The organism is Chelatococcus daeguensis, assembly GCF_001887265.1.
Lineage (GTDB): Bacteria > Pseudomonadota > Alphaproteobacteria > Rhizobiales > Beijerinckiaceae > Chelatococcus_A > Chelatococcus_A sambhunathii.
In genome coordinates, this window is sequence record NZ_CP018095.1 from 1,579,461 (window position 1) to 1,605,980 (window position 26,520).

25 protein-coding genes are annotated in these 26,520 nt (G+C 68.2%); 12 read left to right on the forward strand and 13 right to left on the reverse strand.

Annotated features, from left to right (window positions below; genetic code table 11):
* Positions 1-42: 42 nt before the first annotated feature.
* Genes dapA through BOQ54_RS07565 form a run of 3 tightly spaced genes read left to right on the forward strand, consistent with a single transcriptional unit; the run spans position 43 to position 1,886 of the window.
* Positions 43-936, forward strand: a complete 894-nt coding sequence (gene dapA / locus BOQ54_RS07555; protein WP_071923634.1) for a 4-hydroxy-tetrahydrodipicolinate synthase — start codon at positions 43-45, stop codon at positions 934-936.
* Positions 937-985: 49 nt separating this feature from the next.
* Complete coding sequence (smpB, locus tag BOQ54_RS07560; RefSeq protein WP_055460027.1) at positions 986-1,474, forward strand: SsrA-binding protein SmpB; 489 nt, start codon at positions 986-988, stop codon at positions 1,472-1,474.
* A gap of 28 nt (positions 1,475-1,502) precedes the next feature.
* Positions 1,503-1,886, forward strand: a complete 384-nt coding sequence (locus BOQ54_RS07565) for a VOC family protein (protein ID WP_055460026.1) — start codon at positions 1,503-1,505, stop codon at positions 1,884-1,886.
* 9 nt (positions 1,887-1,895) lie between these two features.
* On the opposite strand, the gene BOQ54_RS07570 is transcribed toward BOQ54_RS07565, so the two are convergent.
* On the reverse strand, positions 1,896-2,891 hold the full coding sequence (locus BOQ54_RS07570) for a bile acid:sodium symporter family protein (RefSeq protein WP_055460092.1): 996 nt from the start codon (positions 2,889-2,891) through the stop codon (positions 1,896-1,898).
* A gap of 101 nt (positions 2,892-2,992) precedes the next feature.
* Here BOQ54_RS07570 and BOQ54_RS07575 point away from each other — a divergent pair, with 101 nt between their 5' ends.
* Complete coding sequence (locus BOQ54_RS07575) at positions 2,993-3,847, forward strand: LysR substrate-binding domain-containing protein (protein ID WP_063185877.1); 855 nt, start codon at positions 2,993-2,995, stop codon at positions 3,845-3,847.
* Positions 3,848-3,853: 6 nt separating this feature from the next.
* Here the strand turns inward: BOQ54_RS07575 and BOQ54_RS07580 are convergent, their stop codons facing one another.
* The 9 genes from BOQ54_RS07580 to BOQ54_RS07620 form a co-directional block, all read right to left on the reverse strand.
* Positions 3,854-4,522 carry a uracil-DNA glycosylase gene (locus BOQ54_RS07580; RefSeq protein WP_055460024.1) on the reverse strand — a complete coding sequence of 223 codons (669 nt, stop codon included), beginning with the start codon at positions 4,520-4,522 and terminating at the stop codon, positions 3,854-3,856.
* A complete protein-coding gene (locus BOQ54_RS07585) occupies positions 4,500-5,150 on the reverse strand; it encodes an NYN domain-containing protein (protein WP_055460023.1) in 651 nt (216 codons plus the stop codon). The genes BOQ54_RS07580 and BOQ54_RS07585 overlap by 23 nt, the downstream gene beginning before the upstream one ends.
* A 477-nt stretch (positions 5,151-5,627) precedes the next feature.
* Positions 5,628-7,835: a RelA/SpoT family protein gene (locus tag BOQ54_RS07590; protein WP_055460022.1), complete on the reverse strand. Its 2,208-nt coding sequence runs from the start codon at positions 7,833-7,835 to the stop codon at positions 5,628-5,630.
* Between the two features lie 170 nt (positions 7,836-8,005).
* Positions 8,006-8,389, reverse strand: coding sequence for a DNA-directed RNA polymerase subunit omega (rpoZ, locus tag BOQ54_RS07595; RefSeq protein ID WP_055460021.1), 384 nt, complete (start codon positions 8,387-8,389; stop codon positions 8,006-8,008).
* A 310-nt stretch (positions 8,390-8,699) separates the two neighbouring features.
* A complete protein-coding gene (locus BOQ54_RS07600) occupies positions 8,700-9,044 on the reverse strand; it encodes an MmcQ/YjbR family DNA-binding protein (protein ID WP_063185879.1) in 345 nt (114 codons plus the stop codon).
* Between the two features lie 4 nt (positions 9,045-9,048).
* A complete protein-coding gene (locus BOQ54_RS07605) occupies positions 9,049-9,780 on the reverse strand; it encodes an NUDIX hydrolase (protein ID WP_071924432.1) in 732 nt (243 codons plus the stop codon).
* Between the two features lie 25 nt (positions 9,781-9,805).
* A complete protein-coding gene (locus tag BOQ54_RS07610) occupies positions 9,806-10,225 on the reverse strand; it encodes a DUF983 domain-containing protein (RefSeq protein ID WP_083585926.1) in 420 nt (139 codons plus the stop codon).
* Positions 10,225-12,561, reverse strand: a complete 2,337-nt coding sequence (rnr, locus tag BOQ54_RS07615; RefSeq protein WP_071923636.1) for a ribonuclease R — start codon at positions 12,559-12,561, stop codon at positions 10,225-10,227. Before rnr ends, BOQ54_RS07610 begins: the two co-directional genes overlap by 1 nt.
* 130 nt (positions 12,562-12,691) lie before the next feature.
* Entirely contained in the window at positions 12,692-14,377 is a 1,686-nt protein-coding gene (locus BOQ54_RS07620) for an acyl-CoA dehydrogenase family protein (RefSeq protein ID WP_071923637.1), read from the reverse strand.
* A gap of 207 nt (positions 14,378-14,584) precedes the next feature.
* Between BOQ54_RS07620 and BOQ54_RS07625 the strand changes: the two genes are divergently transcribed.
* The 8 genes from BOQ54_RS07625 to gmk all read left to right on the forward strand — a co-directional run bounded on the left by BOQ54_RS07625 (position 14,585) and on the right by gmk (position 23,349).
* Positions 14,585-16,675 (forward strand): methyl-accepting chemotaxis protein, encoded by a 2,091-nt coding sequence (locus BOQ54_RS07625; protein WP_145979741.1) that lies wholly within the window; start codon positions 14,585-14,587, stop codon positions 16,673-16,675.
* Positions 16,676-16,727: 52 nt separating this feature from the next.
* Positions 16,728-17,675, forward strand: a complete 948-nt coding sequence (gene fabD, locus BOQ54_RS07630; protein WP_071924433.1) for an ACP S-malonyltransferase — start codon at positions 16,728-16,730, stop codon at positions 17,673-17,675.
* Between the two features lie 14 nt (positions 17,676-17,689).
* Entirely contained in the window at positions 17,690-18,427 is a 738-nt protein-coding gene (gene fabG / locus BOQ54_RS07635; protein WP_055460015.1) for a 3-oxoacyl-[acyl-carrier-protein] reductase, read from the forward strand.
* A gap of 258 nt (positions 18,428-18,685) precedes the next feature.
* Positions 18,686-18,925, forward strand: a complete 240-nt coding sequence (locus tag BOQ54_RS07640) for an acyl carrier protein (RefSeq protein ID WP_019401507.1) — start codon at positions 18,686-18,688, stop codon at positions 18,923-18,925.
* Between the two features lie 72 nt (positions 18,926-18,997).
* Positions 18,998-20,257, forward strand: a complete 1,260-nt coding sequence (fabF, locus tag BOQ54_RS07645; RefSeq protein ID WP_055460014.1) for a beta-ketoacyl-ACP synthase II — start codon at positions 18,998-19,000, stop codon at positions 20,255-20,257.
* An 89-nt stretch (positions 20,258-20,346) separates the two neighbouring features.
* Complete coding sequence (gene mltG / locus BOQ54_RS07650; protein ID WP_071923639.1) at positions 20,347-21,696, forward strand: endolytic transglycosylase MltG; 1,350 nt, start codon at positions 20,347-20,349, stop codon at positions 21,694-21,696.
* Between the two features lie 97 nt (positions 21,697-21,793).
* Positions 21,794-22,681, forward strand: a complete 888-nt coding sequence (locus tag BOQ54_RS07655; protein WP_063185889.1) for a YicC/YloC family endoribonuclease — start codon at positions 21,794-21,796, stop codon at positions 22,679-22,681.
* Positions 22,678-23,349, forward strand: a complete 672-nt coding sequence (gene gmk, locus BOQ54_RS07660) for a guanylate kinase (protein ID WP_055460011.1) — start codon at positions 22,678-22,680, stop codon at positions 23,347-23,349. The genes BOQ54_RS07655 and gmk overlap by 4 nt, the downstream gene beginning before the upstream one ends.
* Here the strand turns inward: gmk and BOQ54_RS07665 are convergent.
* From BOQ54_RS07665 to pdxA, 3 genes are all read right to left on the reverse strand, one after another.
* Positions 23,318-24,499: an acyltransferase family protein gene (locus BOQ54_RS07665; protein ID WP_083585927.1), complete on the reverse strand. Its 1,182-nt coding sequence runs from the start codon at positions 24,497-24,499 to the stop codon at positions 23,318-23,320. The genes gmk and BOQ54_RS07665 overlap by 32 nt on opposite strands.
* A 156-nt stretch (positions 24,500-24,655) precedes the next feature.
* Entirely contained in the window at positions 24,656-25,513 is an 858-nt protein-coding gene (gene rsmA, locus BOQ54_RS07670; RefSeq protein ID WP_055460009.1) for a 16S rRNA (adenine(1518)-N(6)/adenine(1519)-N(6))-dimethyltransferase RsmA, read from the reverse strand.
* Positions 25,510-26,520 carry a 4-hydroxythreonine-4-phosphate dehydrogenase PdxA gene (pdxA, locus tag BOQ54_RS07675; RefSeq protein ID WP_071923640.1) on the reverse strand — a complete coding sequence of 337 codons (1,011 nt, stop codon included), beginning with the start codon at positions 26,518-26,520 and terminating at the stop codon, positions 25,510-25,512. The genes rsmA and pdxA overlap by 4 nt, the downstream gene beginning before the upstream one ends.

Below are 26,520 nucleotides of genomic sequence, written 5' to 3' on the forward strand. Positions count from 1 at the left end.
CCGCAAGGACAACGAACGCAGCTGCGTTTTGGAGCGACAGTAATGACGACGCATCGCCTCTTCACCGGTTCACTGACCGCGCTCGTGACGCCGTTCAGGGACGGGAAACTGGATGAGGCGGCCTTCCGCGGGCATGTCGCGTGGCAGATCGAGAACGGTACGCACGGCCTCGTGCCTGTAGGCACGACGGGCGAGAGCCCGACGCTGACGCACGACGAGCACAAGCAGGTGGTGGCGTGGTGCATCGCGGAGGCGGGGGGCAGGGTGCCCGTCGTCGCCGGGGCGGGCTCTAACAACACGGCCGAGGCCATCGACCTCGCGCGTCACGCGGAGGACGCCGGCGCCGACGGACTGCTCGTCGTCACGCCCTACTACAACAAGCCAACCCAGGAAGGGCTCTATCAGCACTTCAAGGCGATCAACGATGCCGTCGGCATCCCGATCCTCATCTACAACATTCCCGGCCGGTCGGTGATCGACATGAGTGTCGACACCATGAAGCGCCTCTCGGAGCTGAGGAACATCACCGGCGTCAAGGACGCGACGGCCAATGTGGCGCGCGTCAGCCTGCAGCGCGAAGCGATGGGGCCGGAGTTCAACCAGCTCTCGGGAGAGGATGCGACGGCGCTCGGCTTCATGGCGCACGGTGGCCACGGCTGCATCTCGGTGACGGCGAATGTCGCACCGAAGCTGTGCTCGGAATTCCAGGAGGCGTGCCTCAGAGGCGACTACAAGACGGCCCTCGCCATTCAGGACCGGCTGATGCCGTTGCACACGGCGCTCTTCGTCGAGACCAATCCGTCGCCGGCGAAATATGGCCTGTCCATCCTCGGCCGCATGAGCGAGGAGACACGACTGCCGCTCGTGCCGGTGACGGAAGCCACGAGGCGCCAGATGCGTGCCGCCATGGTGCACGCCGGCTTGATCAACGCTTGAGAAATGACCATGTCCGCCGCGGCGGCGAGAGCCGCTGCGGCGAACGGGGATGGGTGACGTGTCAGCGAAGAACAGCAAGACGCCCGGGCCGCGCGTGGTGGCGGACAACCGCAAGGCGCGGTTCAACTACGAGATCCTCGAGAACATCGAGGCCGGCATCGCGCTGACGGGCACGGAGGTGAAGTCGCTGCGCGAGGGCAAGGCTACGATCGGCGAGGCCTATGCCGGGCCATCGGGCAACGAGTTCTTCCTGTTCAACGCCTACATCCCGGAATATCTGCAGGCCAACCGTTTCAATCACGAGACGCGGCGCCCGCGCCGGCTGCTGCTGCACCGACGCCAGATCAACAAGCTGCTCGGCGCCACCCAACGCGAGGGCTTCACGGTCATTCCGCTGCGCGTCTATTTCAACGAGCGTGGCCGCGCCAAGGTGGAGCTCGGCCTCGCCCGCGGCAAGAAGCTGCACGACAAGCGCGAGACCGAGAAGCAGCGCACCTGGGAGCGCGAGAAGGCGCGCGTGCTGCGCGAGCGCGGCTGAGGTCCGGTCAGCGGCGGGGGAGGAGCCTTTGACGAAGCATATCTCGTTCGACCATTGCGTGATCCACGTGTCCGACTGGTCGGCGTCGCGCAAGTTCTATTGCGACGTGCTCGGCGCCGAGGCGGTGCCGGTGCGCAACGGCTTCGCCTTTCGTTTCGGCGCCATGCAGCTCAATTGCCACGGCCCCGGCCAGCTCGGCGAGCCGCGGGCGCGCCTGCCGGTGATGCCGGGCAACAGCGACCTGTGCTTCGAATGGCACGGCACGATCGAGGAGGCGCTTGCCCATCTCGCCGCCCATCACGTCCCTGTCGAACTCGGCCCGGTGGAGCGCTTCGGCGCGCGCGGCCACGGCACCAGCGTTTATTTCCGCGACCCCGACGGCTCGCTGCTCGAGTTCATCGCCTACGGCTGAGGCGCGCCGTCAGGCCTGTGCCGGCAGCGGCTCCTCCGCATCCATCTCCTTGAGCCGCCGGTCGGCGTAATGCCGCGCGAGCACCGCGCAGGCCATCAGCTGGATCTGGTGGAAGAGCATCAGCGGCAGCAGGATGGTTCCCGTGTCCTGCCCGGCGAAGATGACCTTCGCCATCGGCACGCCGCTCGCGAGGCTCTTCTTGGAGCCGCAGAAGACGATGGTGATCTCGTCCTCGCGGCTGAAGCCGAGGAGCCGCGCGGACGCGGTCGTGACGGCGAGCACGAGGGCGAGGAGCACCACGTCGACCCCTACCATGACCGCAAGGTCGAGCGCCGAGAGCTTGTGCCACAGCCCATCCACCACCGCGTGGCTGAAGGCAATGTAGACGACGAGCAGAATGGAGCCGCGGTCGACGAGGCCGAGGATGCGGCCGTTCTCGATCACCCACTTGCCGATCCTGGGCTGCAGGACCTGCCCGACGACGAAGGGCAGGAGCAGCTGGACGAGGATGCTGCCGACGGCCTCCAGCGACGGCCCGCTGCCGCGCGCGCTGAACAGCAGCCCGACGAGCAGCGGCGTTAGGAACATGCCGAGGATGTTGGAGGCGGAGGCCGAGCAGACGGCCGCCGAGACGTTGCCGTGCGCGATCGAGGTGAAGGCGATCGACGACTGGATCGTCGACGGCAGGACGCACAGGAAAAGGATGCCCGCATAGAGCGCCGGGCTGAGCAGCGTCGGCACGAGGAGACCGGCTGCCAGGCCGAGAAGCGGGAAGAGCACGAAGGTGGCCGCGAATACCATGAGATGGAGCCGCCAGTGCGTGAACCCAGCGACAACGGTCGCCCGCGACAGGCGGGCGCCCTGCAGGAAGAAGACGAGCGCGATGGCAATGTCGGTGGCGATGCTAAACGGCTCCACCAGCGCCCCGCGCACCGGCAGGACGCTCGACAGCGCGACGATGCCAAGGAGCGCGAGAAGAAACCTGTCCGCCAGGAGCCGCAACATGATGCCACCTCGGTTGAGAGCCTCGGGGCACATCTAGCCTCCGGCTGGATTATTTGGAATTGTGTTGATGTGGATATCAGTCATCGCGAAACGAGATAGCCATGTACGATCCCGTGCTCCTGCGCACCTTCGCGGCCGTCGCCGAGGCGCGCAGCTTCACCGGCGCCGGGCGTCTTCTCGCCATCGGCCAGTCCACGGTGAGCCAGCACGTGCGCAGGCTCGAGGAGGCAGTCGGCCGGCGCCTCGTCGCGCGCGATACCCATTCCGTGACGCTGACGCCGGATGGTGAGGCGATGCTGGGCTTCGCGCGCAACATCCTGGAGATGAACCGCCGTGTCGAGCGCTATTTCGAGGGGGCGGAACTGCGCGGCAAGCTGCGCTTCGGCGCCTCGGAGGATTTCGTCCTGTCGCGCCTCGCCGAGGTGCTCGGCGATTTTGCCCGGCGCAATCCTTCCGTCGATCTCGAAATCACGGTGGCGCTCAGCGGCATTCTCAACGAGATGCTGCAGGCGGGCGATCTCGACCTCGTGCTCGCCAAGCGGCGCATCGGCCAGGAGCAGGGCACGCTCGTGCGCCGCGAGGCGCTGGTCTGGGCCGCGGCCAATCCGGCCCTGGTGGTGCCGGACCGGCCGGTGCCGCTCATCGCCTTCCCGCCGCCCAGCATCACGCGCGCGGTGGCCATCGAGGCCCTGGAACGGGCCAATGTGCCGTGGCGGATCGTCTGCACCTCCGGTAGTCTGAGCGGCCTGCGCGCGGCGGCCGTGGCCGGTCTCGGCGTCCTGGTGCAGCCGCGCAGCATGCTGCCCGCCGGGCTCGTGGAGCTGCGCGCCGGGCGTCATCTGCCGGGGCTGGAGGAAGTGGAGTTCGTCCTTGCCGCTGCCGGCCGGGAGTTCACGGGGCCGGCACGGGAACTCGCGGCGGACATCCTCGCCGGCAACGCCCGCCTGTCCATGTGAGGCGCCTCACCGGGCGTCGAGATAGGCCTTCATGTCGGTGAAGACGGCACGGAACATGTCGCGCGTGAGGCGGCCGGTGTTCGTGTTGTAGCGCGAGCAGTGATAGCTGTCGAAGAGGCGGACGCGGCCGATGTCGTGGGCCGCCTGATGCGCGAAGGGCACTTTGCCGGGCGAGGCGCCGAGCGCGCGCACCGTGCTCTCGTGGGCGATGCGGCCGAGCGCCAAGATCGCCCTGAGTTCCGGCAACGAGGCGATGGTGGCCGCCAGATAGCTGCGGCAGGTCTTGATCTCGGGGGCGGTCGGCTTGTTCTCCGGCGGCACGCAGCGCACGGCGTTCGTCAGCAGCGCTCCCTTGAGCTGCAGGCCGTCGTCCGGCCGCGCAGCGAAGACGCCGGACGAGAAGCCGAAGTCCGACAGCGTCTCGTAGAGGAGATCGCCCGCATAATCGCCGGTGAACGGTCGGCCGGTGCGGTTGGCCCCCCGCAGGCCGGGTGCAAGGCCCACGACGAGGAGGCGCGCACCCATGTCGCCGAACGAGGGAACGGGGGCATTGTGCCAGAGCGGCTCACGCGCGCGCCATTCGTCGCGGAAGGCGACGAGCCGGGGGCATTGCGGGCAGTCGGACGAAGGCTCGATCATGCCGGGAGAGGTATCAGCCCTCGCTGCTGCCGTCATCCCTCTCCGGCGGCGGCGTCTGGCGGATGCCATAGCGCCGCTCGAGGCCGCGACCGCGCGGGCTGTCCTCGAAGCCGCCGTGCTGCATGCGCTGCATACGCTCGGCCGGGTCGCGGCCGATGCGCGGCTCGAGCTGCATGATCTCGATGAACTCGTCGGCCTGGCGGCGCAGCTCATCCGCGATCATCGGCGGCTGGGTCGAGATGGTGGAAACCACCGACACGCGCACGCCGCGCCGCTGCATAGCCTCGACGAGCGAGCGGAAGTCGCCATCACCGGAGAATAGCACCATCTCGTCGATAAAGGGCGCAAGCTCGAGCGCATCGATGGCGAGCTCGATGTCCATGTTGCCCTTGACCTTGCGGCGACCGGAGGAATCCACGAACTCCTTCGTCGGTTTTGTCACCACACGGTAGCCGTTGTAATCCAGCCAGTCGATCAGCGGCCGAATCGAGGAATACTCCTGGTCCTCGATCATTGCTGTATAATAGAAAGCTCTAACCAAACGCCCCCGGTCCTGAAATTCCTTCAAGAGCCGTTTGTAGTCTATGTCAAATCCAAGTGTCTTTGTTGTTGCGTAAAGATTGGCGCCGTCGATAAATAGTGCGATACGCTGCTTGCTGCTCATGGATTGTACTCGGGGGTCTTTTGGTTTCTGATGGGGCGCTGGCGTTTCTGTTCTACGTCTCGATTCGTGCGTCCGCGGCGCGTGATGGAAGGATCGACGCCTTTGGAGTTTCTGCGACCCCATTCGGCTTATCCAGCATTTCTGGGCAAGGTAGAGTGATTAAACGTAAGGGCATCGTAAATATTATTCTGTTATTTCTACCATTCCGCGCTTGTTGGTCAACAAAGGGCGGCTCTTTTCCGGCGCCGCACCGTAACAATGCCCTGCCTTGTCGCGTCCGGCTCGCCGGCGCGGGCAGGCTTTATGGAGATCCTCGTTCACTCCTGCCGAGCGCCGCTACTGCGATTTCCGGTAACTTCGGGCACACTCCCCTGAGGAACCGGCCAGCCGTCAGCCGCAGATTTGAACTTGTCTATCTGTACTAGACGAGTTGCGGGGGCTTGTCATGCGCTGCGTGCCACACCGCATGCAGAATTTTCAGCCCGTGACGCGAGTTACCTTGCTCACCACCCGCTTTGCGCGAAGTTCGCTGATGATGGCGTTGAGGTGTTTCAGGTCCCAGACGGACACGTCGATTGTCAGATCGGTGAAATCCGGTGTCCTGCGGCGCATGATGACATTGTCGATATTGCCGTCGTGCTCGGCGATCACCTGTGCCACGGTGGCGAGCGTGCCCGGTTCGTTGATGGAGTTGAGCGCGATCCGGGCCGGAAAGCGCTGCCGGTTGCCGTCTTCCACCGCCCAGCGCACGTCGAGCCAGCGGTCGGGCGCATCCTCGAAGGCGGCGAGGGAGGGCGACTGGATGGGATAGATCGTGATGCCCTCGCCCGGCGTCAGGATGCCGACGATGCGGTCGCCCGGCACGGCACCGCCCTCCGGCGCAAAGCGCACCGGCAGGTCGCCGTTGAGGCCGCGGATGGGGATGGCGCAACTCGGGCCTTCCTCCCCGCCGGTGCCGGGAACCTTGAAGCGCAGGTTGTCGCCGCCCTTGATGTCGAACCAGCCGACGCCGTTGGTGCTATCGCTGCTGGGCCTCCTGTCCTCGCGGTATTCCGGGTAGATGGCCTGCACCACATCGCCCGAGAACATCTCGCCGCGTCCGACCGCCGCGAGCACGTCGTCGATCGATTGCCGCGCGAGCCGTGGCAGCGCCGCCTTCAGCTTGTCGTCGGAGAAGGCCTTGCCGGCGCGCTCGAAGGCTCGCTCCAGGATCTGGCGGCCGAGGCCCGCATATTGCCGCCGCACGGCGCTGCGTGTGGCGCGGCGGATGGCGGCGCGTGCCTTGCCGGTGACGACGAGCGATTCCCAGGCGGCCGGCGGCACCTGTCCCTCCGCGCGGACGATCTCGACCTCGTCGCCGTTCTGCAATTCCGACAGGAGCGGCGCGATTCGGCCGTTGATCTTCGCGCCGACCGCCGTATTGCCGACGTCCGTATGCACGGCATAGGCGAAGTCGATGGGCGTTGCGCCGCGAGGCAGGGCGATGAGCCGCCCCTTGGGCGTGAAGCAGAAGACCTGATCGTGGAAGAGTTCGAGCTTGGTATGTTCGAGGAATTCCTCAGGGCTGTCGCCTTCGGCCAGGAGATCGACGGTGCGCCGCAGCCACTGATAGGCTCGGCTTTCGTTCATCAGCGTGCCGCCGGCGCCGGTACGCCCGTCCTTGTAGAGCGCGTGGGCCGCGATGCCGTATTCGGCGATCTCGTGCATCTCTGCGGTGCGGATCTGCAGTTCGACGCGCTGGTGCCCCGGCCCGATCACCGTCGTGTGGATGGAGCGGTAGTCGTTCTGCTTCGGCGTCGAGATGTAGTCCTTGTAGCGTCCGGGTACCATCGGCCAGGTGGTGTGCACCACGCCGAGCGCCCTGTAGCAGTCATCGATGCTGTCGACGAGGACGCGGAAGCCGAAGATGTCCGAGAGTTGCTCGAAGGCAACGGACTTGCGCTCCATCTTGCGCCAGATGGAATAGGGCCGCTTGCGCCGGCCCGTGACTTTCGCCGCGATGCCCCGCTCGGCGAGCCGGGTTGCCAGATCCCTCTCGATGGTATCGATCAGCGGGCCGTTGCGCTGGGCCACTTCCTCGAGCCGGCGCGTGATCGTCTCGTAGGCTTCCGGCTTCAGATAGCGGAAGGAGAGATCCTCCAGTTCGTCGCGCATCTCCTGGATGCCCATGCGCCCGGCGAGCGGCGCATAGATCTCCAGCGTCTCCTCGGCGACGCGCAGACGCTTCTCGGGGGCGACGTAATGCAGGGTACGCATGTTGTGCAGTCGGTCAGCCAGCTTGACGAGCAGCACGCGCACGTCTGCGGCGATAGCCAGCAGGAGCTTGCGGAAGTTCTCGCCCTGCTTGGCCTTCTTCGACACGAAGTCGAGCTTCTTGATCTTGGTGAGCCCCTCCACCAGCGCGCCGATCTCCTGACCGAACATATGGTCGATCTCTTCGCGCGTGGCGTCTGTATCCTCGATCGTGTCGTGCAGCACGGCGGCGACGATGGTTGAATCGTCGAGCCTCAGGTCCGTCAGGATGGCCGCAACCTCGAGGGGATGGGAGAAGAACAGATCGCCCGAAGCGCGCTTCTGCTGGCCGTGCGCCCGCATGGCATAGACATAGGCCCGGTCGAGCAGGGCCTCGTCCGCATCCGGATGATAACGCTTCACACGCTCGACGAGCTCGTACTGCCGCATCATGGGCCGGTGACCGGGATAAGTTCTCGATTTTTCAAAAAATATCATGAAGATAGGCCGGCCGCGCAAGGGCTGGCGCCGCGCCTCCGGCGCCGCAGCATGCGTCCGCCAACGAAAAAAGCCCGGCTGGATGCCGGGCTTTCCAGCCAGCCGCTGTTGTCACAGCGTGCCGGTCAGTCGTCGTCGTTGCTGTCGGCTGGCGGCACGAGACCCTCGAGACCGCGCAGCAGGTCTTCCTCGCTCATGCGATCGAACTGCACGTCGCTGTCGTCGCCACTCGACGACGGCGTGCCGATCAGCGGCACGGCATCCGCCTCCGGCTCGTCGACCTCGACATAGCGCTGCATCGAATGGATGAGGTCTTCCTTCAGATCTTCCGGCGAGACGGTCTCGTCCGCGATCTCGCGCAGGGCCACCACCGGGTTCTTGTCACGGTCGCGGTCGACTGTCAGCGGAGCGCCGGCGGAGATCATGCGGGCACGATGGCCAGCGAGGAGCACGAGGTCGAAGCGGTTGTCGACCTTGTCGATGCAATCCTCGACGGTAACGCGAGCCATGCTGGGCTCCCTCTCAAGCGACAAAATGTTACGGATCGAACGCGCTACCTACACCCGCGGGCCCGCGAGCGCAAGGGGCGGCAAGACGCGGCGGGCGGCGGAAGGGCCTGGGCACACGCTCGTGCCCCGGACGCACCGCAGCATGAAATGATGCGGTGCTGAGCCGGGGCCTATCAAGCAGCGCCTGCGGCGGATTCTCGCGCTGGTTCCCGGGTCGCATTCCGCTTCGCTGCATGCGTCCGGGAAACGAGGTTGCTTCCGGCTGCCGCGGTCTGCCATCCCCTTCGACTGCCGACTGCCGCTTGATCCCTCACACTCCCGCCGCGAGCCGTTTCGGCGCCGTCATGCGGTAGCTGCGGCGCACGATGGCCTCGACCTCCGCCCAGTCGGTTCCGTCGTCGAGTCGCACCCCGATCCAGCCCTTGTGGCCGACATAAGGCGGCACGAAGAAGCGCGCGGAATCGGCGCCGACGAGCACCATCTGGCTGCCGGGCGGCGCCTTGCACCACAGGGACAGACGGCTTTCGCCGCTCTTCGCCATGGCGAAGATCTTGTTGCGGATACGAAAGGTCGGATCACCCCAGGTCTGCCGCTCCTCGGTCTCCGGCAGCGCAAGGCAGATGCGGCGCAGCAGGTCGAGCGGTTCGCCGGTCACGCCGTCACAGCTCCTCGCGCACGAAGCGTCCGCGGCGTTCGTAATAAAACGGCACGGGCAGCTCCGGCGCGAAGCCGCCGGCGATGCGTGCCTCCAGTTCCTCGATGATCACGTGCGTGATCGTGGGCAGGTCGAGGCGCTTGGCATCGCGTAGCGACACCCAGGCGAGTTCCGTCAGTTCCGACTGCGGCCCGACGATGTCCGGAACGGTGGCGGCGATGGCGGTCGCGTCCACGGCGAAGAAGCGCGTGTCGAAGCGCTTGGGCCGGCGCGGCGGCGTGATGGCGCGGGCGACGAACTGCAGCGCCTCCAGATCGGGAAAGATTCCGTGTTCCAGGAAGGCGCGCCACGGCCCTTCCGGCGCGCTCTCCGGTGGCCCGTACTCGCGTGAGCCGATGATGAGCCCGGTCTCCTCGAAGGTCTCTCGCACCGCGGCGAGTGCAAGCGCCCGGGCGCGCACGAGGCTGGGGCGCGTGACGCGGGAGACGAGGCGCATCTCGGACGCCGGGTTGAGCATGCCGGCCACCGGCATCGTCCGGTCACCGGCCTCGATGCTACCGCCCGGGAAGACGAACTTGCCGGGCATGAACTTGTGGCCCTGGTGTCGCCGACCCATCAGCACCTTCGGTGTGCGGCTGCGCCGGTCGATGATGATGAGCGTCGCCGCATCCCGCGGCCTCTGGTTGTCCCAGCGCCGCTCCCGCGGCGCGTTCGTCAGGAGTTCGGTCGTCGTCAGGTGCCGGGCGTGGTCACTCACGGCGTTATCCTTCATGGCCGCTCATGCGCAGCGGCGCTTCCTCATCGGCATTGTCGCCGAAGCCGTGCATGCGCAGCGCCCACTGGTAGCCGACGACCCCGCCCTTCACCGGCTGCAGCAGCGCAAGGCACAGGCCGAGAGCGAGCAGGGGCCACAGCACCATGTGCGTCCACAGCGGCCACTCGGCCGCGCTCTCGATGGCGAGGTTGGCGCCCACGACGACGTGGCCGACGATGGTGATGACGATATAGGGCGGCAGGTCGTCGGACCGGTGGTGCGACAGGTCCTCGCCGCAGGCCTCGCACTGCGGCCTGACCTTGAGGAAGCCCGAGAACAGGCGGCCGCGGCCGCAGGCCGGGCAGCGGCAGGCAAGGCCGCGCTTGATCGCGCCCTGCCAGTCGCGCCGCTCCTCGAAGGCATTCATCAATCGTCCCGTCGGGGCCATGTCGTATCCTGTTCCGCCCGCTTGTTGCGCGCGCCTTTCTGCCGGGCCGCCTTGCGAGCGGCTGTCCGCTCGGCCGCCTTGGCGCTCTTGCCGGGCCGGAAGGATTTGGCATTGCGGCTGCGCGCGCGCAACTGGGCGCTCTGTCGCGCGCCGGCCTTGCCGTCGCTGAGCATCTCGAAGCGCAGGGCGCCGGCCACGGGCGCGGCTTCGACGAGGCGCACCGTCACCCGGTCGCCGAGGCGGAAGACCTCGCCCGAGCGCGAGCCGACGAGAGCGTGCTGCCGCTCGTCGAAGCGGAAATAGTCGGCACCCAGCGTCGCTGCCGGGATGAATCCGTCGGCGCCGGTGTGGTCGAGCTTCACGAAGAGCCCGGCGCCGGTCACGCCCGCAATCTGCCCCTCGAAGGTCGCGCCGACGTGGTCGGCCATGTAGTGGGCGATGAGCCGGTCGATGGTCTCGCGCTCGGCCGCCATGGCGCGCCGCTCCGCCGCCGAGATGCGCGCCGCGACCTCCGCCATCTCCTCCCGCGTCGTCGAGGCGGGCAGGCCGCCATCGCCGAGCTTCAGGTGGCGGATGAGGGAGCGGTGCACGACGAGATCGGCATAGCGGCGGATGGGCGAGGTGAAGTGGGCGTAGCGGCGCAGCGCCAGGCCGAAGTGGCCGTAATTGTCCGTCGAATATTCGGCCTGCGCCTGCGAGCGCAGCACGATCTCGTTGATGAAGGCCCGGTGCGGCGTCTTGTCCACCGAGGCGAGGATGCGGTTGAAGAGGGAGGGGTGCAGCGCGCCACCCTTCGGCAGCTTGAGGCCGATGGAGGCAAGCACCTCGCCGAGGACGCGCATTTTCTCGAGCGAGGGCTCGTCGTGAACGCGGTAGGTGAAGGGGAGGTCGCTCTTCTCAAGGGTCTCGGCGGCGCAGACATTGGCGAGGATCATGAATTCCTCGATCAGCCGGTGCGCGTCGAGCCGCTCGGGAATGAGCACGTGGTCGACCGTGCCATCCTCCTTGAGGAGGAGCTTGCGCTCCGGCAGGTCGAGCGCCAGCGGCTCGCGTGCGTCGCGGGCGCGGGCGAGCGCGTGATAGGCGGCCCACAGCGGTCTCAGAACGGGCTCGACGAGTGTGTCGGTCACCTCGTCCGGCCTGCCGTCGATGGCCTTCTGCGCCTGCGGATAGGCGAGCTTGGCGGCCGAGCGCATGAGCACGCGGTGGAAGCTGTGGCGCTTCTTGCGGCCGCTCGCGTCGATGACGATGCGCACGGCGAGCGCCGGCCGATCCTCGCCCGGGCGCAGCGAGCACAGGTCGTTCGAGATGCGCTCGGGCAGCATGGGCACGACCCGGTCGGGGAAATAGACCGAGTTGCCGCGCTCCAGCGCCTCCCGGTCGAGCGCCGAGCCCGGCGTCACATAGGCGGCGACATCGGCGATGGCGACGCGGAGGACATGGCCGCCCGGATTGTCCGGGTCCTCGTCCGGCTCGGCATGGACGGCGTCGTCGTGGTCCTTGGCGTCGGCGGGATCGATGGTGACGAGCGGCAGCGCGCGCCAGTCCTCGCGTCCCGCAAGCGTCGCGGGCTTCGCCGCCTCCGCCTCGCGCAGCACCGCCGGTGGGAACACGTGCGGGATGCCATGGGCGTGGATGGCGACGAGGCTGATGGCGCGCTCGGACTTGAGGGAGCCGAGACGCTCGCGCACCTTGGCCTGTGGCGGGCCGAGGCGCGTGCCGCGCGCCACGGAGACGCTGACGAGATCGCCGTCCTCCGCCTCGCCCTCGGCGCCGGCTGGGATGATGATCTCCCGCCCGAGCGACTTCTTGTCGACGGGCACGAGATAGCCGCCACCACGCTCGCGGTTGGCCCGATAGACGCCGAGCACCTGGGCCTTGATCCTGGCGATGAGCTTGATGATGCGCCCGGTATAGACCTGCGGGCCTTCTTCCCCGGCCGGCTCGACGCGGATGAGCGCGCGGTCGCCGACGCCTGGCGCCGGCTCCCCGGCGCGCTGCCGACGGGACGGAGCAATGATGATGCGCGGCGCCTTGCCGTCTTCCTCCGTGCTCCACTCCGCCGGCTCGGCAACGAGCTCGCCGTCGGTGTCGCGGCCGGTGATGTCGGCGAGCACGACGGGCGGCAGGCGCCCGGCCTTGTGCAGCACCTTGCGCCGCCGGTCGATGACGCCCTCGTCCTCCAGTTCGCGCAGCATGCGCTTCAGCCAGATGCGCTCGCCGCCGCCGATGCCGAAGGCGCGCGCGATCTCGCGCTTGCCGACCTTGCCGGGCGATTCGGCGATGAAGGCGGCGATGGCCTCCTTCGTCGGCATGTGCGCATCGCCGCGGACGGGGCTGTGGTGGTGGGCGGCTTTCGGGGGCTTCAGGCGTCGGGCCAAGGTTCTTGTCCAATCGGTCGTCGGGTCTGTTCTCGCATGAGCCGTGACGGAAGGCCACCCGGCCTCACAGCAGCGGCAGCGCCCGGCCGAGCAGTAGGCCGCCCGAGTCGGCGAGGTCGTTGGCGCCGAAGCCGCGTCGCGGCGTGGCGAGGCGTGTGCGGGCGAAGGCCTCGGCAATCGGCGACGGCGCGGAACACGCAAGCGCCCCCGCAGCGGCCACGAGCGCCAGCGTCTCGGCGATGCGGCGCGCGTTCGGCTCCCGCTCGCTGCCGGCGAGCATCGCCTCGACATCTGCCAGTGCGTGCCGGGCGCCCGGCAGGTCAGCGACATCCTCGCCAAGGGTGACGAGCACGGAGGCCATCGCCTCGGCGTCGCGCTCGGCGGCACGCAGCACGTCGAGCGCCATGACGTTGCCGGAACCCTCCCAGATGGCGTTGACCGGCGCCTCGCGGTAGAGGCGGGGCATCGGGCTTTCCTCGACATAGCCATTGCCGCCGAGGCATTCCATCGTCTCGTAGAGGAAGGCCGGCGCCGCCTTGCACACGAGGAATTTCGCCGCCGGCGTCAGGATGCGCGCCCGGGCCGCCTCGCGCGGGTTCTCGGCGGCATGCTCGAAGCTCGCGGCGAGGCGCAGGGCGAGCGCCGTCGTCGCCTCGCTTTCGAGGGCAAGGTCGGCGAGGACGGCCGCCATCACCGGCTGGTCGACGAGCTTGCGCTGCATGACCGAGCGGTGGCGGGCGTGGTGCATGGCGAGCGCGAGGCCCATGCGCATCAGGCCGGCCGAGGCGACGACGCAGTCGAGCCGGGTCAGTTGCACCATCTCGATGATGGTGCGCACACCCTTGCCCTCCTCGCCGATGCGCCAGGCGAAGGCCTTGTGGAACTCCGCCTCCGAGGAGGCGTTGGAGCGATTGCCGAGCTTGTCCTTGAGCCGCTGCAGGTGGAGCGCATTGACATTGCCATCCGGCCGGAAGCGCGGCAGAAGAAAGCAGGTGAGGCCGCCCGGCGCCTGTGCCAGCACCAGGAAGGCGTCGCACATCGGCGCCGACATGAACCACTTGTGCCCGGTGATCTCGTACTCGTCGCCGCTTGCAGGCACCGCGCGAGTGGTGTTGGCCCTGACGTCCGTGCCGCCCTGCTTCTCCGTCATGCCCATGCCGACGGTGACGCCGCGCTTCTCCCAGAAGGGGACGAAGCGCGGGTCGTAGTGGCGCGAGCGGACCATGGGCAGCCAGTCGCGCAGCCGCTCCGGCGAGGCCCCGATCGCGGCGAGCGACGCGTGCGTCATGGTGAGGGGGCAGACGTGGCCGCTCTCCACCTGCGCCGTGATGAAGAGCCGCGCGGCGCGGGCGACATGGGAGCCGGCAGCAGAGCCGATGTGCGAGGAGCCGTTCATCGACGGATGGGCACGGCCGTTGCTGCCCGCGTCCCAGGTCGAGGCGTGCAGGCCTGCCTCGACACCGGCCTCCATCAGCGCGTGATAGGCCGGGTGGAACTCGATGGTGTCGATGCGCCGGCCTTGGGCGTCGTGGGTGCGCAGGCGCGGCGGGTTCTCGTTGGCGAGGCGGCCGAGGTCCAGCCGCTCGGCCGTGCCGCAGCTTTCGCCGAAGGACAGGAGCCCATTGCCGATGGCGTCGACGCCGGCGCTCTTCAGCGCGTCGAGAAGCGCCTGGTCGAGCGCGGCCAGGTTGACGTCGGTGAAGGGGGGCGTCTGGTTGAAGACATCATGCGTGGAGGCCGTATCGGTCACGTTCTTCCTCGAGATCGGGCGGCAAGATCGCGCCACAAGATCGCGCCATGCGCAAGCGAATCGGACCACTTGCAACTCTCACCATCGAGGCATGGCATCATTGGCAAACAATGCAAGCCCGACGTGCGCTTGCCACCGTGCGGCTCTCTACGGAGCGAGTATTTGCAAAATTAATGATCGACTTTCCGACATTTTTAAGAGCCGTGCGTGAAATCTCGTCAAAAGCCGGACATGGCCGACCATGCGAAGGTGAGGGAGCTCATGTGGCGACGATCAGGCGTATCGCTGCGCCTGCGGCTCATGCTGCTGGCGGGGGTGCCTTTTCTGGGCATGCTCGGCGTCACCGCCATCTCGCTCTTCGGCCTTGCCGCCATAGAGAGCGCCCAGGAGGGCGCCGCGCGCGCCTCGCAGCTCGAGCAGACGGCACTCGTCATGCAGTCCGAGCTGCGCGAGATCGATCTGTCGGTCGAGCAACTCCTGCTCGGCCAGGGCGAGGTGAGCCTCGCTCATGTGGAGAGCCACATCGGGCAGGCGGAGAGCCTTCTCGCGCGCCTGACGGCTCTCGACGCGGAGGCTGTGCTGCGCGGCGAGGTCGGCGCCATCCAGGGAGCGCTCGCCCGCATGCGCGAGCGGTTCGCCGACCTCGTTGCGGCGCAGGACCGCATCGGCTTCACGCTCGACGAGGGGTTGCGCGGCACCTTCCGCGAGGCGGCGGGCGAGGCGGAGCGGCGGCTCGTCCCGCGTGCGCCGCAGGAGGCTACCGTGTGGCGCCTGCGAGCCATGAACGCCCTGCTGATGGTACGGCGCTACGAGAAGGACTACATGATCGCCGGCACCCAGCAGGCGCTGGGGCAGCACCGGCAGGCCCTGCAGGCGCTCGAGCAGGAGCTGGCGGCCGTACCGGCGGATCAGCGCTGGCTGGCCGAGCAGGTGACGCCGTATGTCGGCGTCTATCGCGCGGCCTTCGACCGCCACATCGCTGACACGGCGGCGCGGCGCTCCGCGGAGGCCGCCTTCACGGAGCATCTGCGCGACGGCATCGCGGTGGCCCGGCGCATGGTCGGCCTTGCCGCCCAGCACGAAGCGGCGACTCTCGAGGCTATGGGCGCGACGAGTTCGGTGCTGCGGCACGTGCAGGTCCTCGCCCTCGTCATCACCGTCGTCCTGTCCGGCGCCGCCGCCTATCTCATGGCGCGCGGCTTGTCGCGGCCTCTGCAGAGCATGATCGTCGCCATGCGGCGGCTGCGCGCCGGTGAGCGGGACGTGGCCGTGATGGGCGAAGGCCGGCACGACGAGATCGGCGAGATGGCGCAGGCCGTCGCCATGTTCCGCGACCACGCCCGCCAGCGCGACGCGCTCATCGCCGATGCGAACAGGAATGCCATGGTCACGCAGCGGCGTGCGGAGCGGCTGGAGGCCCTCGTCACCCGTTTCGAGGCGGACATCTCCCGCACGCTGGCCAGCGTGCGCGATGGCGTGCGCCTGCTCGACGGCATGGCTGCGGACCTCATGAACATGTCGGCCGGCGTGTCGCACAAGGCTAGAGAGGCCGAGGTTGCCGTCACGGGCGTGTCGGACAACGTGGCTTCGGTCGCGGCCGGCGTGGATCATCTCACGTCATCGACGGAAGGCATCGCTAACCGCGCGGCCCAATCCGATGCCGTCGCCGAACAGGCGGTCGTCGCCATTGGCCACACCGTGGAGACGATCCGCAGCCTGGCAGAGCGCGCGGCCCGCATCGAGGAGGTGACGGACATCATCCACGCCATCGCCGACCAGGTGAACCTCCTTTCGCTCAATGCCGCCATCGAGGCGGCCCGGGCCGGGGATGCCGGCCGCGGCTTTGCGGTCGTGGCGCAGGAGGTGAAGGGGCTCGCCGGCCAGACGGCCGCGTTCGCCAGCGAGATCGCGGCCAAGATCAAGGAGATCCAGGAGGCGTCTGCAGCGGCGGAGCACTCCGTCGGCGCCATGGACGGCCTCGTGGCGGAAGTGTCGGGCGTGGCGACCGGCGTTGCGGAAGCGGCGCGCGAGCAGCACGGCATCGTCGCCCGCATGGCGGCCAAGACCCAGGCCGTCGCGGCCGAGGCGCGCGCCGGCGCGCTGTCCATGCGCAGCGTCGAGAACGAGGTGGTGCGCGCCGGCGCCGCCGCCGCCGCCGTCAGCGAATGGTCGTCACGGCTGTCGCAGCAGGCCGATGCCCTGGAGGCGAGCGTCCGCGCCTTTCTCGCGGGCGTCGAGGCGGCGGAAGCGGAGGACGACACGGCCTCCGGTCCACAAGGAGAAGCTGGCGCGGCTTGACAGCGCGGCAAAACCAATGGCACTGCCCGCCGACGTTTTCTTGGAGTGCCGCATGCCAGTCGCTTTCACCTTTCCGGGCCAGGGCAGCCAGGCCGTCGGGATGGGCAAGGCTCTCGCCGAGGCCTTTCCGGTCGCCCGCGCCGTCTTCGAGGAGGTCGACGAGGCCCTCGGCCAGAAGCTCTCGCAGGTGATGTGGGAGGGGCCGCAGGATATGCTGACGCTGACTGCAAACGCCCAGCCCGCTCTCATGGCCGCCAGCCTCGCCGTGGTGCGCGTGCTGGAGAGCGAGGCCGACCTCGACATCGCGCGCGATGTCGCCTTCGTCGCTGGCCACTCGCTCGGCGAATATTCGGCCCTCGCCGCGGCGGGCAGCCTCTCCGTGGCGGATACGGCGCGACTGCTGCGCATCCGTGGCGACGCCATGCAGAAGGCTGTACCGGCTGGCGAGGGCGCCATGGCCGCCATCCTCGGCATGGATTTCGAGGACGCAGCCAGGGTCGCGGCTGAGGCGGCCGAGGGAGAGGTCTGCGAGGCCGCCAACGACAACGGCGGCGGGCAGGTGGTCGTGTCCGGCCACAGGGCGGCGGTCGAGCGGGCGGTCGCGCTCGCCCCGCAGCGCGGTGCCAAGCGCGCCATGCTGCTCCCGGTGTCCGCCCCGTTCCATTGTTCGTTGATGCAGCCAGCGGCCGACGTGATGGCGGAGGCGCTGTCGACGGTCGCGATCGCGGCGCCAAAGGCGCCGCTCGTCGCCAACGTCCATGCGCGCGCCGTGACCGATCCGCAGGTGATCCGCGATGGTCTCGTGCGTCAGGTAACCGGAACTGTGCGCTGGCGCGAGTGCGTCGCCTTCATGGCCGGCGAAGGGGTTGATTCATTCTATGAGCTTGGCTCCGGCAAGGTGTTGACGGGCCTTGCCAAACGCATCGTCGCCGGGGCCTCGGCCCAGGCCGTGGGCGCGCCCGAAGACGTCGCCGCCTACAAGGCGTCGCGCGGGCTCTGACAGCGGAGGGTCGCATGTTCGAACTCAAGGGTCGCAAGGCGCTCGTCACGGGCGCGACAGGCGGCATCGGTGGCGCCATCGCGCGGGCGCTGCACGCGCGCGGTGCCGAGGTGGCGCTCTCCGGCACGCGCCGCGAGGCTTTGGAAAAGCTCGCCGGCGAGCTCGGCGAGCGGGTGCACGTGGTGCCCGCCAACCTCGCCGACACGGCCGAAGTGGAGGCGCTGGTGCCGGCGGCCGAGCAGGCCCTCGGCGGGCTCGACGTCCTCGTCAACAACGCCGGCATCACGCGCGACAACCTCTTCATGCGCATGAAGGACGAGGAGTGGGACGCGGTCATCGCCGTCAACCTGACCTCCGCCTTCCGCCTGTCACGCGCGGCGGTGAAGGGCATGATGCGCCGTCGCTTCGGCCGCATCGTCGGCATCGGCTCCATCGTCGGCGCCACGGGCAATCCGGGCCAGGGCAACTACGCCGCCGCCAAGGCCGGCCTCGTCGGCATGACCAAGGCCCTCGCGGCCGAGGTCGCGAGCCGCGGCATCACCGTCAATTGCGTCGCCCCCGGCTTCATCGAGACGCCGATGACCGATGCGCTCAACGACAAGCAGCGGGAATCGATCCTCGGCAACGTGCCGGCCGGCCGGCTCGGAACGGGTGAGGAAGTGGCCGCGGCGGTCGTCTATCTCGCCTCCGACGAAGCCGCTTACGTCACCGGACAGACCTTGCATGTGAACGGCGGAATGGCAATGTTCTGAATGAGTTAGGGCGGAATCCGGAATCGTTTCACCGGGCCGGCAAGGCCTCTCGCCTTCACGATCCGAGTGTGTTAACAAGCCGTTCTAACCCTGTCCGTGCCCGCCGATACCCATGGGTTTCGTGCTGGCTGGCCGGGTGCGGGAGGGGGCAGGAGAGCCCGCTCCGCCTTGGCCTCAAGCTGGAAGTTGTGTTTTCCCGGGTCCGCGAGTGAGAGTGATGCTCCCGGGCCTTCGACAAGTGGAACTGAGGACAAACCGATGAGTGATATCGCCGAGCGCGTGAAGAAGATCGTCGTCGAGCACCTTGGCGTCGACGCCGAGAAGGTGACGGACAGCGCCAATTTCATTGACGATCTCGGTGCCGACAGCCTCGACACGGTCGAGCTCGTCATGGCGTTCGAGGAAGAGTTCAGCGTCGAGATCCCGGACGATGCCGCCGAGACGATCGTCACCGTCGGCGACGCCATCAAGTTCCTCGAGAAGAACGTCGCGGCCTGAACAGGCCTTGTCGACCGGCGTGCGGCGCCTCTGCGCCGCGCCGGCCTTGTGGCTTGCTGACAGAGTGATTGCATGAGACGTGTCGTCGTCACCGGCCTCGGGATGGTTACGCCGCTCGGCAGCGGCGTGGACGTGACCTGGCGTCGGCTGCTGGCCGGCGAGAGCGGTGCGTCGCGCGTCGAGGCATTCGAGGTGTCGGACCTGCCCTGCCAGATCGCCTGCTCCATTCCGCGTGGCACCGGCGAGGGCGAGTTTGACGCCGACGCCTGGATGGAGCCGAAGGAGCAGCGCAAGGTCGACCCGTTCATCGTCTATGCGATGGCGGCGGCCAAGCAGGCGCTCGATGACGCCGACTGGCATCCCTCGTCCTACGAGGATCAGATCGTCAGCGGCGTGCTCATCGGCTCCGGCATTGGCGGCATTGGTGGCATCCATGACGCCTCCCTGCTGCTGGACGAGCGCGGGCCCCGTCGCATCTCTCCCTTCTTCATTCCCGGGCGGCTGATCAATCTCGCCTCGGGCTATGTGTCGATCGAGCATGGGCTCAAGGGCCCGAACCATTCCGTCGTCACCGCCTGCTCGACAGGGGCGCACGCCATCGGCGATGCGGCCCGCATCATTGCGCTGGGCGATGCCGACGTCATGGTTGCCGGTGGTACCGAATCGCCCATCAACCGCCTGTCGCTGGCCGGATTTGCGGCCTGCCGGGCGCTGTGTACCGCCTTCAACGAGGATCCGACCCGGGGCTCGCGGCCCTATGATCGCGACCGTGACGGCTTCGTCATGGGCGAGGGAGCGGGCATCGTCGTATTGGAGGAATATGAGCACGCCAGGGCCCGTGGCGCGCGCATCTATGCCGAGGTTGTCGGCTATGGCATGTCGGGCGATGCCTATCACATCACCGCTCCGTCAGAGGATGGCGACGGAGCGTTCCGCTGCATGCAGGCCGCCCTCAAGCGGGCGGGGATCACTGCTGCGGATCTCGACTACGTCAACGCCCATGGCACTTCGACCATGGCCGACGAGATCGAGTTGCGCGCCGTCGAGCGGCTCGTCGGCAACGCCGCGGCCAACATCAGCATGTCATCGACGAAGTCGGCCATAGGGCATCTGCTCGGCGCGGCCGGCGCGGTTGAGGCGATCTTCTCCATCCTCGCGATCCGCGACCAGGTGGCACCGCCGACGCTGAACCTCGACAACCCGTCGGTGGACACGCCGATCGACCTCGTGCCGCACAAGGCGCGGCAGCGCGAGATCGACGTGGTGCTGTCGAATTCCTTCGGCTTCGGAGGGACGAACGCATCACTTGCCTTTCGCAGGGTGGACGCCTGAGTTGTGTCGGGCGGCGTGCTTTCGCCATAATCGATCCTAGTGTTGGAGGCGAAGGCAAGTTCTTCGCGGGGAGGGCCAGCCTGATTCCGATGGGCGACAACGAGCACGCATCGTCGGCGCAGGATCCGGCGCGCAATGTGGACCCGGCGCCGCGCGTCGCCCCACGCAGTCCGAGCGAGGCGATCAAGCCAATGGTAGCACCACCCCCACCGCCGCGTGAGTCCCGCCGCCGCCGTCGTGGCGGTCTGCTGTCCGCGCTCAGCGCCTTCTTCACCTTCATCATGATCGCGGTCTTGGCCTTCGGCGCGGCCGTCTATCTGGGCCAGCGGCAGTTCGATGCGCCCGGGCCGCTCACGGAGGATAAGGCGGTGGTCGTGCGCGGCGGCGGGCAGACGGTTGCCGAGACGCTGCGCCGCGAAGGCGTCATCGATTATCCGCTGCTCTTCGTGCTCGGCCTCTATGCCACGGGCAAGAACGATGAGCTCAAGGCAGGCGAGTATCTCTTCAAGCGCGAGGCCAGCCTGCGCGAGGTCATGGACCTCATCGCCTCGGGCCGGACGCTCCTGCACCCCATCACCCTGCCGGAGGGCCTGACGAGCGAGCAGATCGTCGCGCGGTTGATGGAGAATGACCTGCTCACCGGACAGATCGCCGAGGTGCCGGCCGAAGGCACGCTGCTGCCCGAGACCTACAAGGTCGCGCGCGGCACGCCGCGCCAGGTCCTGATCGACCGCATGAAGGCGGACCACAAGCGCATGGTGCAGGAGATCTGGGCCAACCGCGATCCGGACTTGCCGCTGAAGAGCCCTGAGGAACTCATCGTGCTCGCCTCCATCGTCGAGAAGGAGACGGGGGTGGCGGAGGAGCGGCCGCGGGTCGCGGCCGTGTTCGTCAATCGCTTGCGCAAGGGCATGAAGCTGCAGTCCGACCCGACGATCGTCTACGGCCTCGTCGGCGGCAAGGGCACGCTCGGCCGCGGCATCCGGCGTAGCGAGATCAACCAGGCGACGCCGTACAACACCTATGTCATCCCCGGCCTCCCGCCGGGGCCGATCGCTAACCCCGGCCGGGATGCGCTGCAGGCAGCGGCGCGGCCGAGCAATACGAACGATCTCTATTTCGTCGCTGACGGCAGCGGTGGCCACGCCTTTTCGGAAACCCTCGACCAGCACAACCGCAATGTGCGGCAGTGGCGCCGGATCGAGGCTGAGCGCGCGCCGGCCGGTGCCGCCCCCGAGGTGGATCGGGTCGATCCCGAGGACGATGGAGCCGACGGCGCAAAACCTGTCGACGAGCCGCAGCGGCAGGGCGCGGCAGGCTCCCGCGGGCCCAAGATCTACGACGCCTCGGAAGGGACGCCGAAAGATCCGCTGCGAAACAAGACCTTCGATCTTACCTCGCCCAAGGTGGTGCCGGACGTCAGTACACTGACGGAATAGGTGCCGTCGGCCCGCGTCTTTGCCGTCACGGCCGAAGGGAGGGCGCCGGCGTTCACGGGCCGTGGGGGCGGCCCGCTTTCTCAATGCACGAGGCAACATGACCCTTCGCAGCATGACCGGCTTCGCCCGCGAGGCGGGCGACACGGGCCCCTATCGCTGGGCCTGGGAGATCAAGACCGTCAACGGCCGTGGGCTCGACCTGCGCCTGCGCCTGCCGCCCGGCCACGAAGGGATGGGTGAGACGGCCCGGCAATTGATCGGCAAGATGTTGGGCCGCGGCACGTGTCACGCCAATCTCACGCTCGCCCGCGCCGAGCAGACGCCGGTCGCCCGCATCAACACGGCGATGCTGAACGGGCTCATTGACACCGTCAAAGGCCTCGCCCTGCCGCCAGGTATCGCGCCGGCGACGCTCGACGGGCTCCTCTCGGTGCGTGGCGTCGTCGAGATCATCGACGAGGCCGACGACGAGGCGCTCTTGGCGCGCCTTGCGGCCGATGTCGAGGCCGGCCTGACCCGGGCGCTCGCAGCGCTCGTCGGCACGCGGACCGCGGAAGGCGAGGCGCTCGCCGCCATCCTGTCGGCCCAGATCGACCGCATCGCGGAACTCGCCGCCGCCGCCGAGACGTGCCCGGCGCGCCAGCCGGAGGCGATCAAGGCCCGCCTTGCCGCGCAGGTGGCGGCCCTCATCGACAGTGACCGGCGCCTCGACGAGACGCGGCTGCATCAGGAGGCGGTGCTCATCGCGGCCAAGGCCGATATCCGGGAGGAGATCGACCGCCTGAAGAGTCACGTGGAGAGCGTGCGCGCGCTGCTCGCCGAGGGCGGCGTCATCGGCCGGCGGCTCGACTTCCTTGCCCAGGAGCTGTCGCGCGAGGCGAACACGCTGTGCGCCAAGGCCGGCGATGCCTCCTTGACGGCCATCGGTCTTGACCTCAAGACGGTGGTGGAGCAGTTCCGCGAGCAGGTCCAGAACGTCGAATGAGCAAGCCTTCTTCCGGCCCGGCGATTGAGCGTCGCGGGCTCGTCCTCATCCTGTCCTCTCCCTCCGGAGCAGGCAAGACGACGCTCACGCGCAACATGATCGAGAAGGCGGAGCTCGGGCTGCGCCTCTCCATCTCTGTCACTACGCGCCAGCGCCGCCCGTCCGAGATCGACGGCGTGCACTACCATTTCATCGAGAAGGATCAATTCCTTTTCATGCGCGACCGGGGCGACCTGATCGAATGGGCGGAGGTGCACGGGAATTTCTATGGTACGCCGCGTCGACCGGTGGAGGAGGCGCTGGCCGCCGGCCAGGACATGGTCTTCGACATCGACTGGCAGGGCACGCAGCAGATCGTCGACAGGATGCGCGCGGACGTGGTCACCTGCTTCATCCTGCCGCCGTCGATGGCAGAGCTGAAGGCGCGGCTGGATCGCCGCGCCGAGGATGCCGAGGACGTCATCGCCAAGCGATTGCAGAACGCCCGCGACGAGATCGCCCGCTGGCCGCTCTACGATTATGTCCTCATCAATGATGACCTCGGCCGGGCCTTCAACGAGCTCGTCGCGATCCTCACGGCCGAGCGGCTGAAGCGCGAGCGTCGCATCGGGCTTCAGGCCTTCGTCGACAAGCTGCTCAGCGAGGAGAAGGGCCGGTCGCCCCGCTGATCGTTGCCGGAGCGGCGCGCACGGCCCATCGGCGCAGCCGGCGCATCATCGGCCGCTCGAATCGGCGATGGACGAGGAGCGCGGCGAGCACGGACGCGACGAGGACCAGCGCCACGTAGCCCCAGGCTGCGCCGATGCCCGCAAAGCCGGCCGCGATGACGGCAAGGCGTAGGGGGCGGATGATGAAAGGGTGCACCAGATAGAGCGCGTACGAGGCGTCGCCCAGCGCTGCCATCAGGCGCTCGAGGCGCTGTCCGGCCGTTGCGCCGTGTCCAAGGGCGGCTGCCGCGACAAGGAGTGCCGCCGGTCCGCCGTAGGCCACGAGCGGCGGCAGGACGACGACCCTATCCGGCTGTGCGAGGTCGAGGTGCAGCAGCAGCACGCCCGCGGCGGCGAGGCTGGTGCGCGCCAGCAAGGTCAGCCGAATGCCTTCGGCCCGTAACAGGGCAAGGCCCATGCCCAAGGCGAATTCGAGCACGATGGGATCGCTCCAGAACGCGAGGACGGCCGGTGCCGCAATGCCGGTCCTGTGCACGGCTTCGCCCATGATGACGAGAAGGACGAGGGTCGCCGTGACCGTCGCTACCGCCGCGGCACGCCGCAGCACGAGCGCCGTGGCGAACAGCGCGTAGAAGAACATCTCGTAGTTCAGCGTCCAGCCGAGCGAGAAGACCGGGCGAATGAGCCCATCGCTGCGTGCGACCGGAACGAAGAGGAAGGATGCCACGATCTGCCAGAGATTCGGCGCTGCCTTGTTGAGCGCGTTCGGCAGGAGCACGAGACTGGCGAGGAACAGGAGGGTGGCTGCCCAGTACAGCGGCACGATGCGGATCAGGCGCCGGGTCAGGAAGAGCCCTGCCGCACCGGACATGCCGAAGAGCTCTTCGCTCGCATGCACCATGATGAAGCCGGAGATGACGAAGAAGACATCGACCCCGGCCATCCACGGCAGCAGTTCGCTGTGCTCGAACGTCAGCCCCGCCCGTGCCGCGACGGCTTCCGCATCATACTCGGCGTGGTAGATCACGACGGCCAAGGCCGCAAAGGCGCGCAGCACCTGAACGGCGAGGAGGTGCGCGCCGCTTCGTTGGCCTGTGGCGGCCGCACGCTTGCTCCACCCCTCCTTGGAGGGAGGCGCCGCGGCCGTCATCGCTGATCGCTGGATGGTAGGCGCTGCCGGTGCGAACCGTGAAGGACCCGCACGCCGCAACGCAGAATGGCCTCGGCAGCTTCCCTCATGTCAGCTTCCGCTGATGCGAACAATTTTATGGATTTTTACCACGCCGCCAGAGAGGGGACCAATGGCTCAAAGGTGTAGTTGCCGATCGAGCGCCCGTGCCAGCGCGAGGTAGCCCGCCACGGGAATCTCCTCCGCGCGCGCGGTGGGGGCAAGGCCGGCAGCCTCGATGAGGCGCGTGGCATCGCCGCCGGCGATTCCCTTCAGGCTCTGCCGCAGCATCTTGCGCCTCTGTCCGAAGGCGGCCTGGCTGACAGCCTCGAGGGCGCCGAGTCGGCACGGATCGGGCACCGCCCGTGGCAGGATGCGCACCACCGAAGAGACGACCTTCGGCGGCGGCACGAAGGCGGAGGGGGAGACGTCGAAGGCGATGGAGGCCTGTGCGCGCCAGCCCGTCAGTACGCCGAGGCGGCCGTAGTCCTTTGGGTGCCGTTCGTCGGCGACGATGCGTTCGGCGACCTCGCGCTGGAACATCAGCGTGAGCGATTCCCACCACGGCGGCCACGGCTCGGCCGTGAGCCAGCCGATGAGCAGTGCGGTACCGACATTGTAGGGCAGGTTGGCGACGATGCGCGCCGGCCCGGGCGGCAAATGGGCCGTGGGGTCGAGCTCAAGCGCATCCGCATTGATCACCGTGAGGCGGCCGGGATAGCGCTCGGCGATCTCGGCAAGCGCCGGCAGGCAGCGCTCGTCGCGCTCGATGGCGAGTACGTGCCGGGCGCCGCCGGCAAGAAGGGCGCGCGTCAGCCCTCCCGGTCCCGGTCCGACCTCGACCACGTTGACGCCGTCGAGCGGGCCGGAAGCGCGCGCGATGCGCATGGTCAGGTTGAGATCGAACAGGAAGTTCTGGCCGAGTGACTTCTTCGGCATCAGCCCATGCCGCTGTACCACCTCGCGCAGCGGCGGAAGGTCGTCGATGGCGCTCATGCCTCGGCCGCCGCGAGCCGGCCTGCGAGCCTGATCGCCGCGCACAGGCTGTCCGCCCGCGCCACGCCCTTGCCGGCAATGTCGAAGGCGGTGCCGTGGTCCGGCGACGTGCGGATGAAGGGCAGGCCGAGCGTTACGTTGACCGCCTCGTCGAAGGCGAGTGCCTTGATCGGAATGAGCGCCTGGTCGTGATACATGCACAGCGCCGCATCATAGCTGCGCCGCGCCCGGGCATGGAACATGGTGTCGGCAGGGTAGGGGCCGCCGGCCTCGACGCCCTCCGCGCGCAGGGCCGCGACCGCCGGGGCGATGACGGCCTCGTCCTCCGATCCGAGCGCCCCCTTCTCGCCGGCATGCGGATTGAGGCCGGCGACCGCGAGCCGCGGCCGGGCAATGCCGAAGCGCTCCTTGAGGTCGCGCGCCACGATGCGCCCGGTCTCCACGATCAGCTCGCGCGTCAGCGCCGCCGGAACGGCGGCGAGGGGGATGTGGACGGTGACCGGCACGACCGCGAGCTCCTCGCTCCACAGCATCATGACCGGATGTGGCGCGGGCTCGCCGGGGCCGGCGGCGAGCACGGCGAGATATTCCGTGTGGCCCGGATGGGCAAAGCCCGCCTCGTAGAGGACGTGCTTGGCGATCGGATTGGTGACGACGGCCGTGCAGCGGCCCTCCTGGATCAGGCGCACGGCAAGGTCGATGGCGGCGATGGTGCCGGCCGCCCAGCGCGACGAGGGGACGCCCGGAACGGCATCGACGGCGTGCCCGATGTCGATGACGGGCAGGGCCGTATCGAACAGCGCGGCGGCGGTGTCCGGCGTCGTCTTCGCTATCGCGACGTCGAGAGACAGGCGTTCAGCCAGGCCGGTCATGAACGAGGCGGAGCCGATGAGCGCGAAGGGCGGCAGGGCCTCCTCGCGGCGCCGCAGCCAAGCCCTGAGTGCGATCTCGGGGCCGATGCCTGCGGGATCGCCCTGTGTCAGCGCAAAGACCTTGCCGCGAGCCAT

Excerpts from the sequence above, each read along its gene's own strand:
- dapA (WP_071923634.1), top strand. The coding sequence starts at position 43 with ATGACGACGCATCGCCTCTTCACCGGTTCACTGACCGCGCTCGTGACG.
- smpB (WP_055460027.1), top strand. The coding sequence starts at position 986 with ATGGGTGACGTGTCAGCGAAGAACAGCAAGACGCCCGGGCCGCGCGTG.
- BOQ54_RS07570 (WP_055460092.1), bottom strand. The coding sequence starts at position 2,891 with ATGTTGCGGCTCCTGGCGGACAGGTTTCTTCTCGCGCTCCTTGGCATC.
- BOQ54_RS07575 (WP_063185877.1), top strand. The coding sequence starts at position 2,993 with ATGTACGATCCCGTGCTCCTGCGCACCTTCGCGGCCGTCGCCGAGGCG.
- BOQ54_RS07580 (WP_055460024.1), bottom strand. The coding sequence starts at position 4,522 with ATGACGGCAGCAGCGAGGGCTGATACCTCTCCCGGCATGATCGAGCCT.
- BOQ54_RS07585 (WP_055460023.1), bottom strand. The coding sequence starts at position 5,150 with ATGAGCAGCAAGCAGCGTATCGCACTATTTATCGACGGCGCCAATCTT.
- BOQ54_RS07590 (WP_055460022.1), bottom strand. The coding sequence starts at position 7,835 with ATGATGCGGCAGTACGAGCTCGTCGAGCGTGTGAAGCGTTATCATCCG.
- rpoZ (WP_055460021.1), bottom strand. The coding sequence starts at position 8,389 with ATGGCTCGCGTTACCGTCGAGGATTGCATCGACAAGGTCGACAACCGC.
- BOQ54_RS07610 (WP_083585926.1), bottom strand. The coding sequence starts at position 10,225 with ATGAATGCCTTCGAGGAGCGGCGCGACTGGCAGGGCGCGATCAAGCGC.
- rnr (WP_071923636.1), bottom strand. The coding sequence starts at position 12,561 with ATGCCGACGAAGGAGGCCATCGCCGCCTTCATCGCCGAATCGCCCGGC.
- fabD (WP_071924433.1), top strand. The coding sequence starts at position 16,728 with ATGCCAGTCGCTTTCACCTTTCCGGGCCAGGGCAGCCAGGCCGTCGGG.
- fabG (WP_055460015.1), top strand. The coding sequence starts at position 17,690 with ATGTTCGAACTCAAGGGTCGCAAGGCGCTCGTCACGGGCGCGACAGGC.
- BOQ54_RS07640 (WP_019401507.1), top strand. The coding sequence starts at position 18,686 with ATGAGTGATATCGCCGAGCGCGTGAAGAAGATCGTCGTCGAGCACCTT.
- fabF (WP_055460014.1), top strand. The coding sequence starts at position 18,998 with ATGAGACGTGTCGTCGTCACCGGCCTCGGGATGGTTACGCCGCTCGGC.
- mltG (WP_071923639.1), top strand. The coding sequence starts at position 20,347 with ATGGGCGACAACGAGCACGCATCGTCGGCGCAGGATCCGGCGCGCAAT.
- BOQ54_RS07655 (WP_063185889.1), top strand. The coding sequence starts at position 21,794 with ATGACCCTTCGCAGCATGACCGGCTTCGCCCGCGAGGCGGGCGACACG.
- gmk (WP_055460011.1), top strand. The coding sequence starts at position 22,678 with ATGAGCAAGCCTTCTTCCGGCCCGGCGATTGAGCGTCGCGGGCTCGTC.
- BOQ54_RS07665 (WP_083585927.1), bottom strand. The coding sequence starts at position 24,499 with ATGACGGCCGCGGCGCCTCCCTCCAAGGAGGGGTGGAGCAAGCGTGCG.
- rsmA (WP_055460009.1), bottom strand. The coding sequence starts at position 25,513 with ATGAGCGCCATCGACGACCTTCCGCCGCTGCGCGAGGTGGTACAGCGG.
- pdxA (WP_071923640.1), bottom strand. The coding sequence starts at position 26,520 with ATGGCTCGCGGCAAGGTCTTTGCGCTGACACAGGGCGATCCCGCAGGC.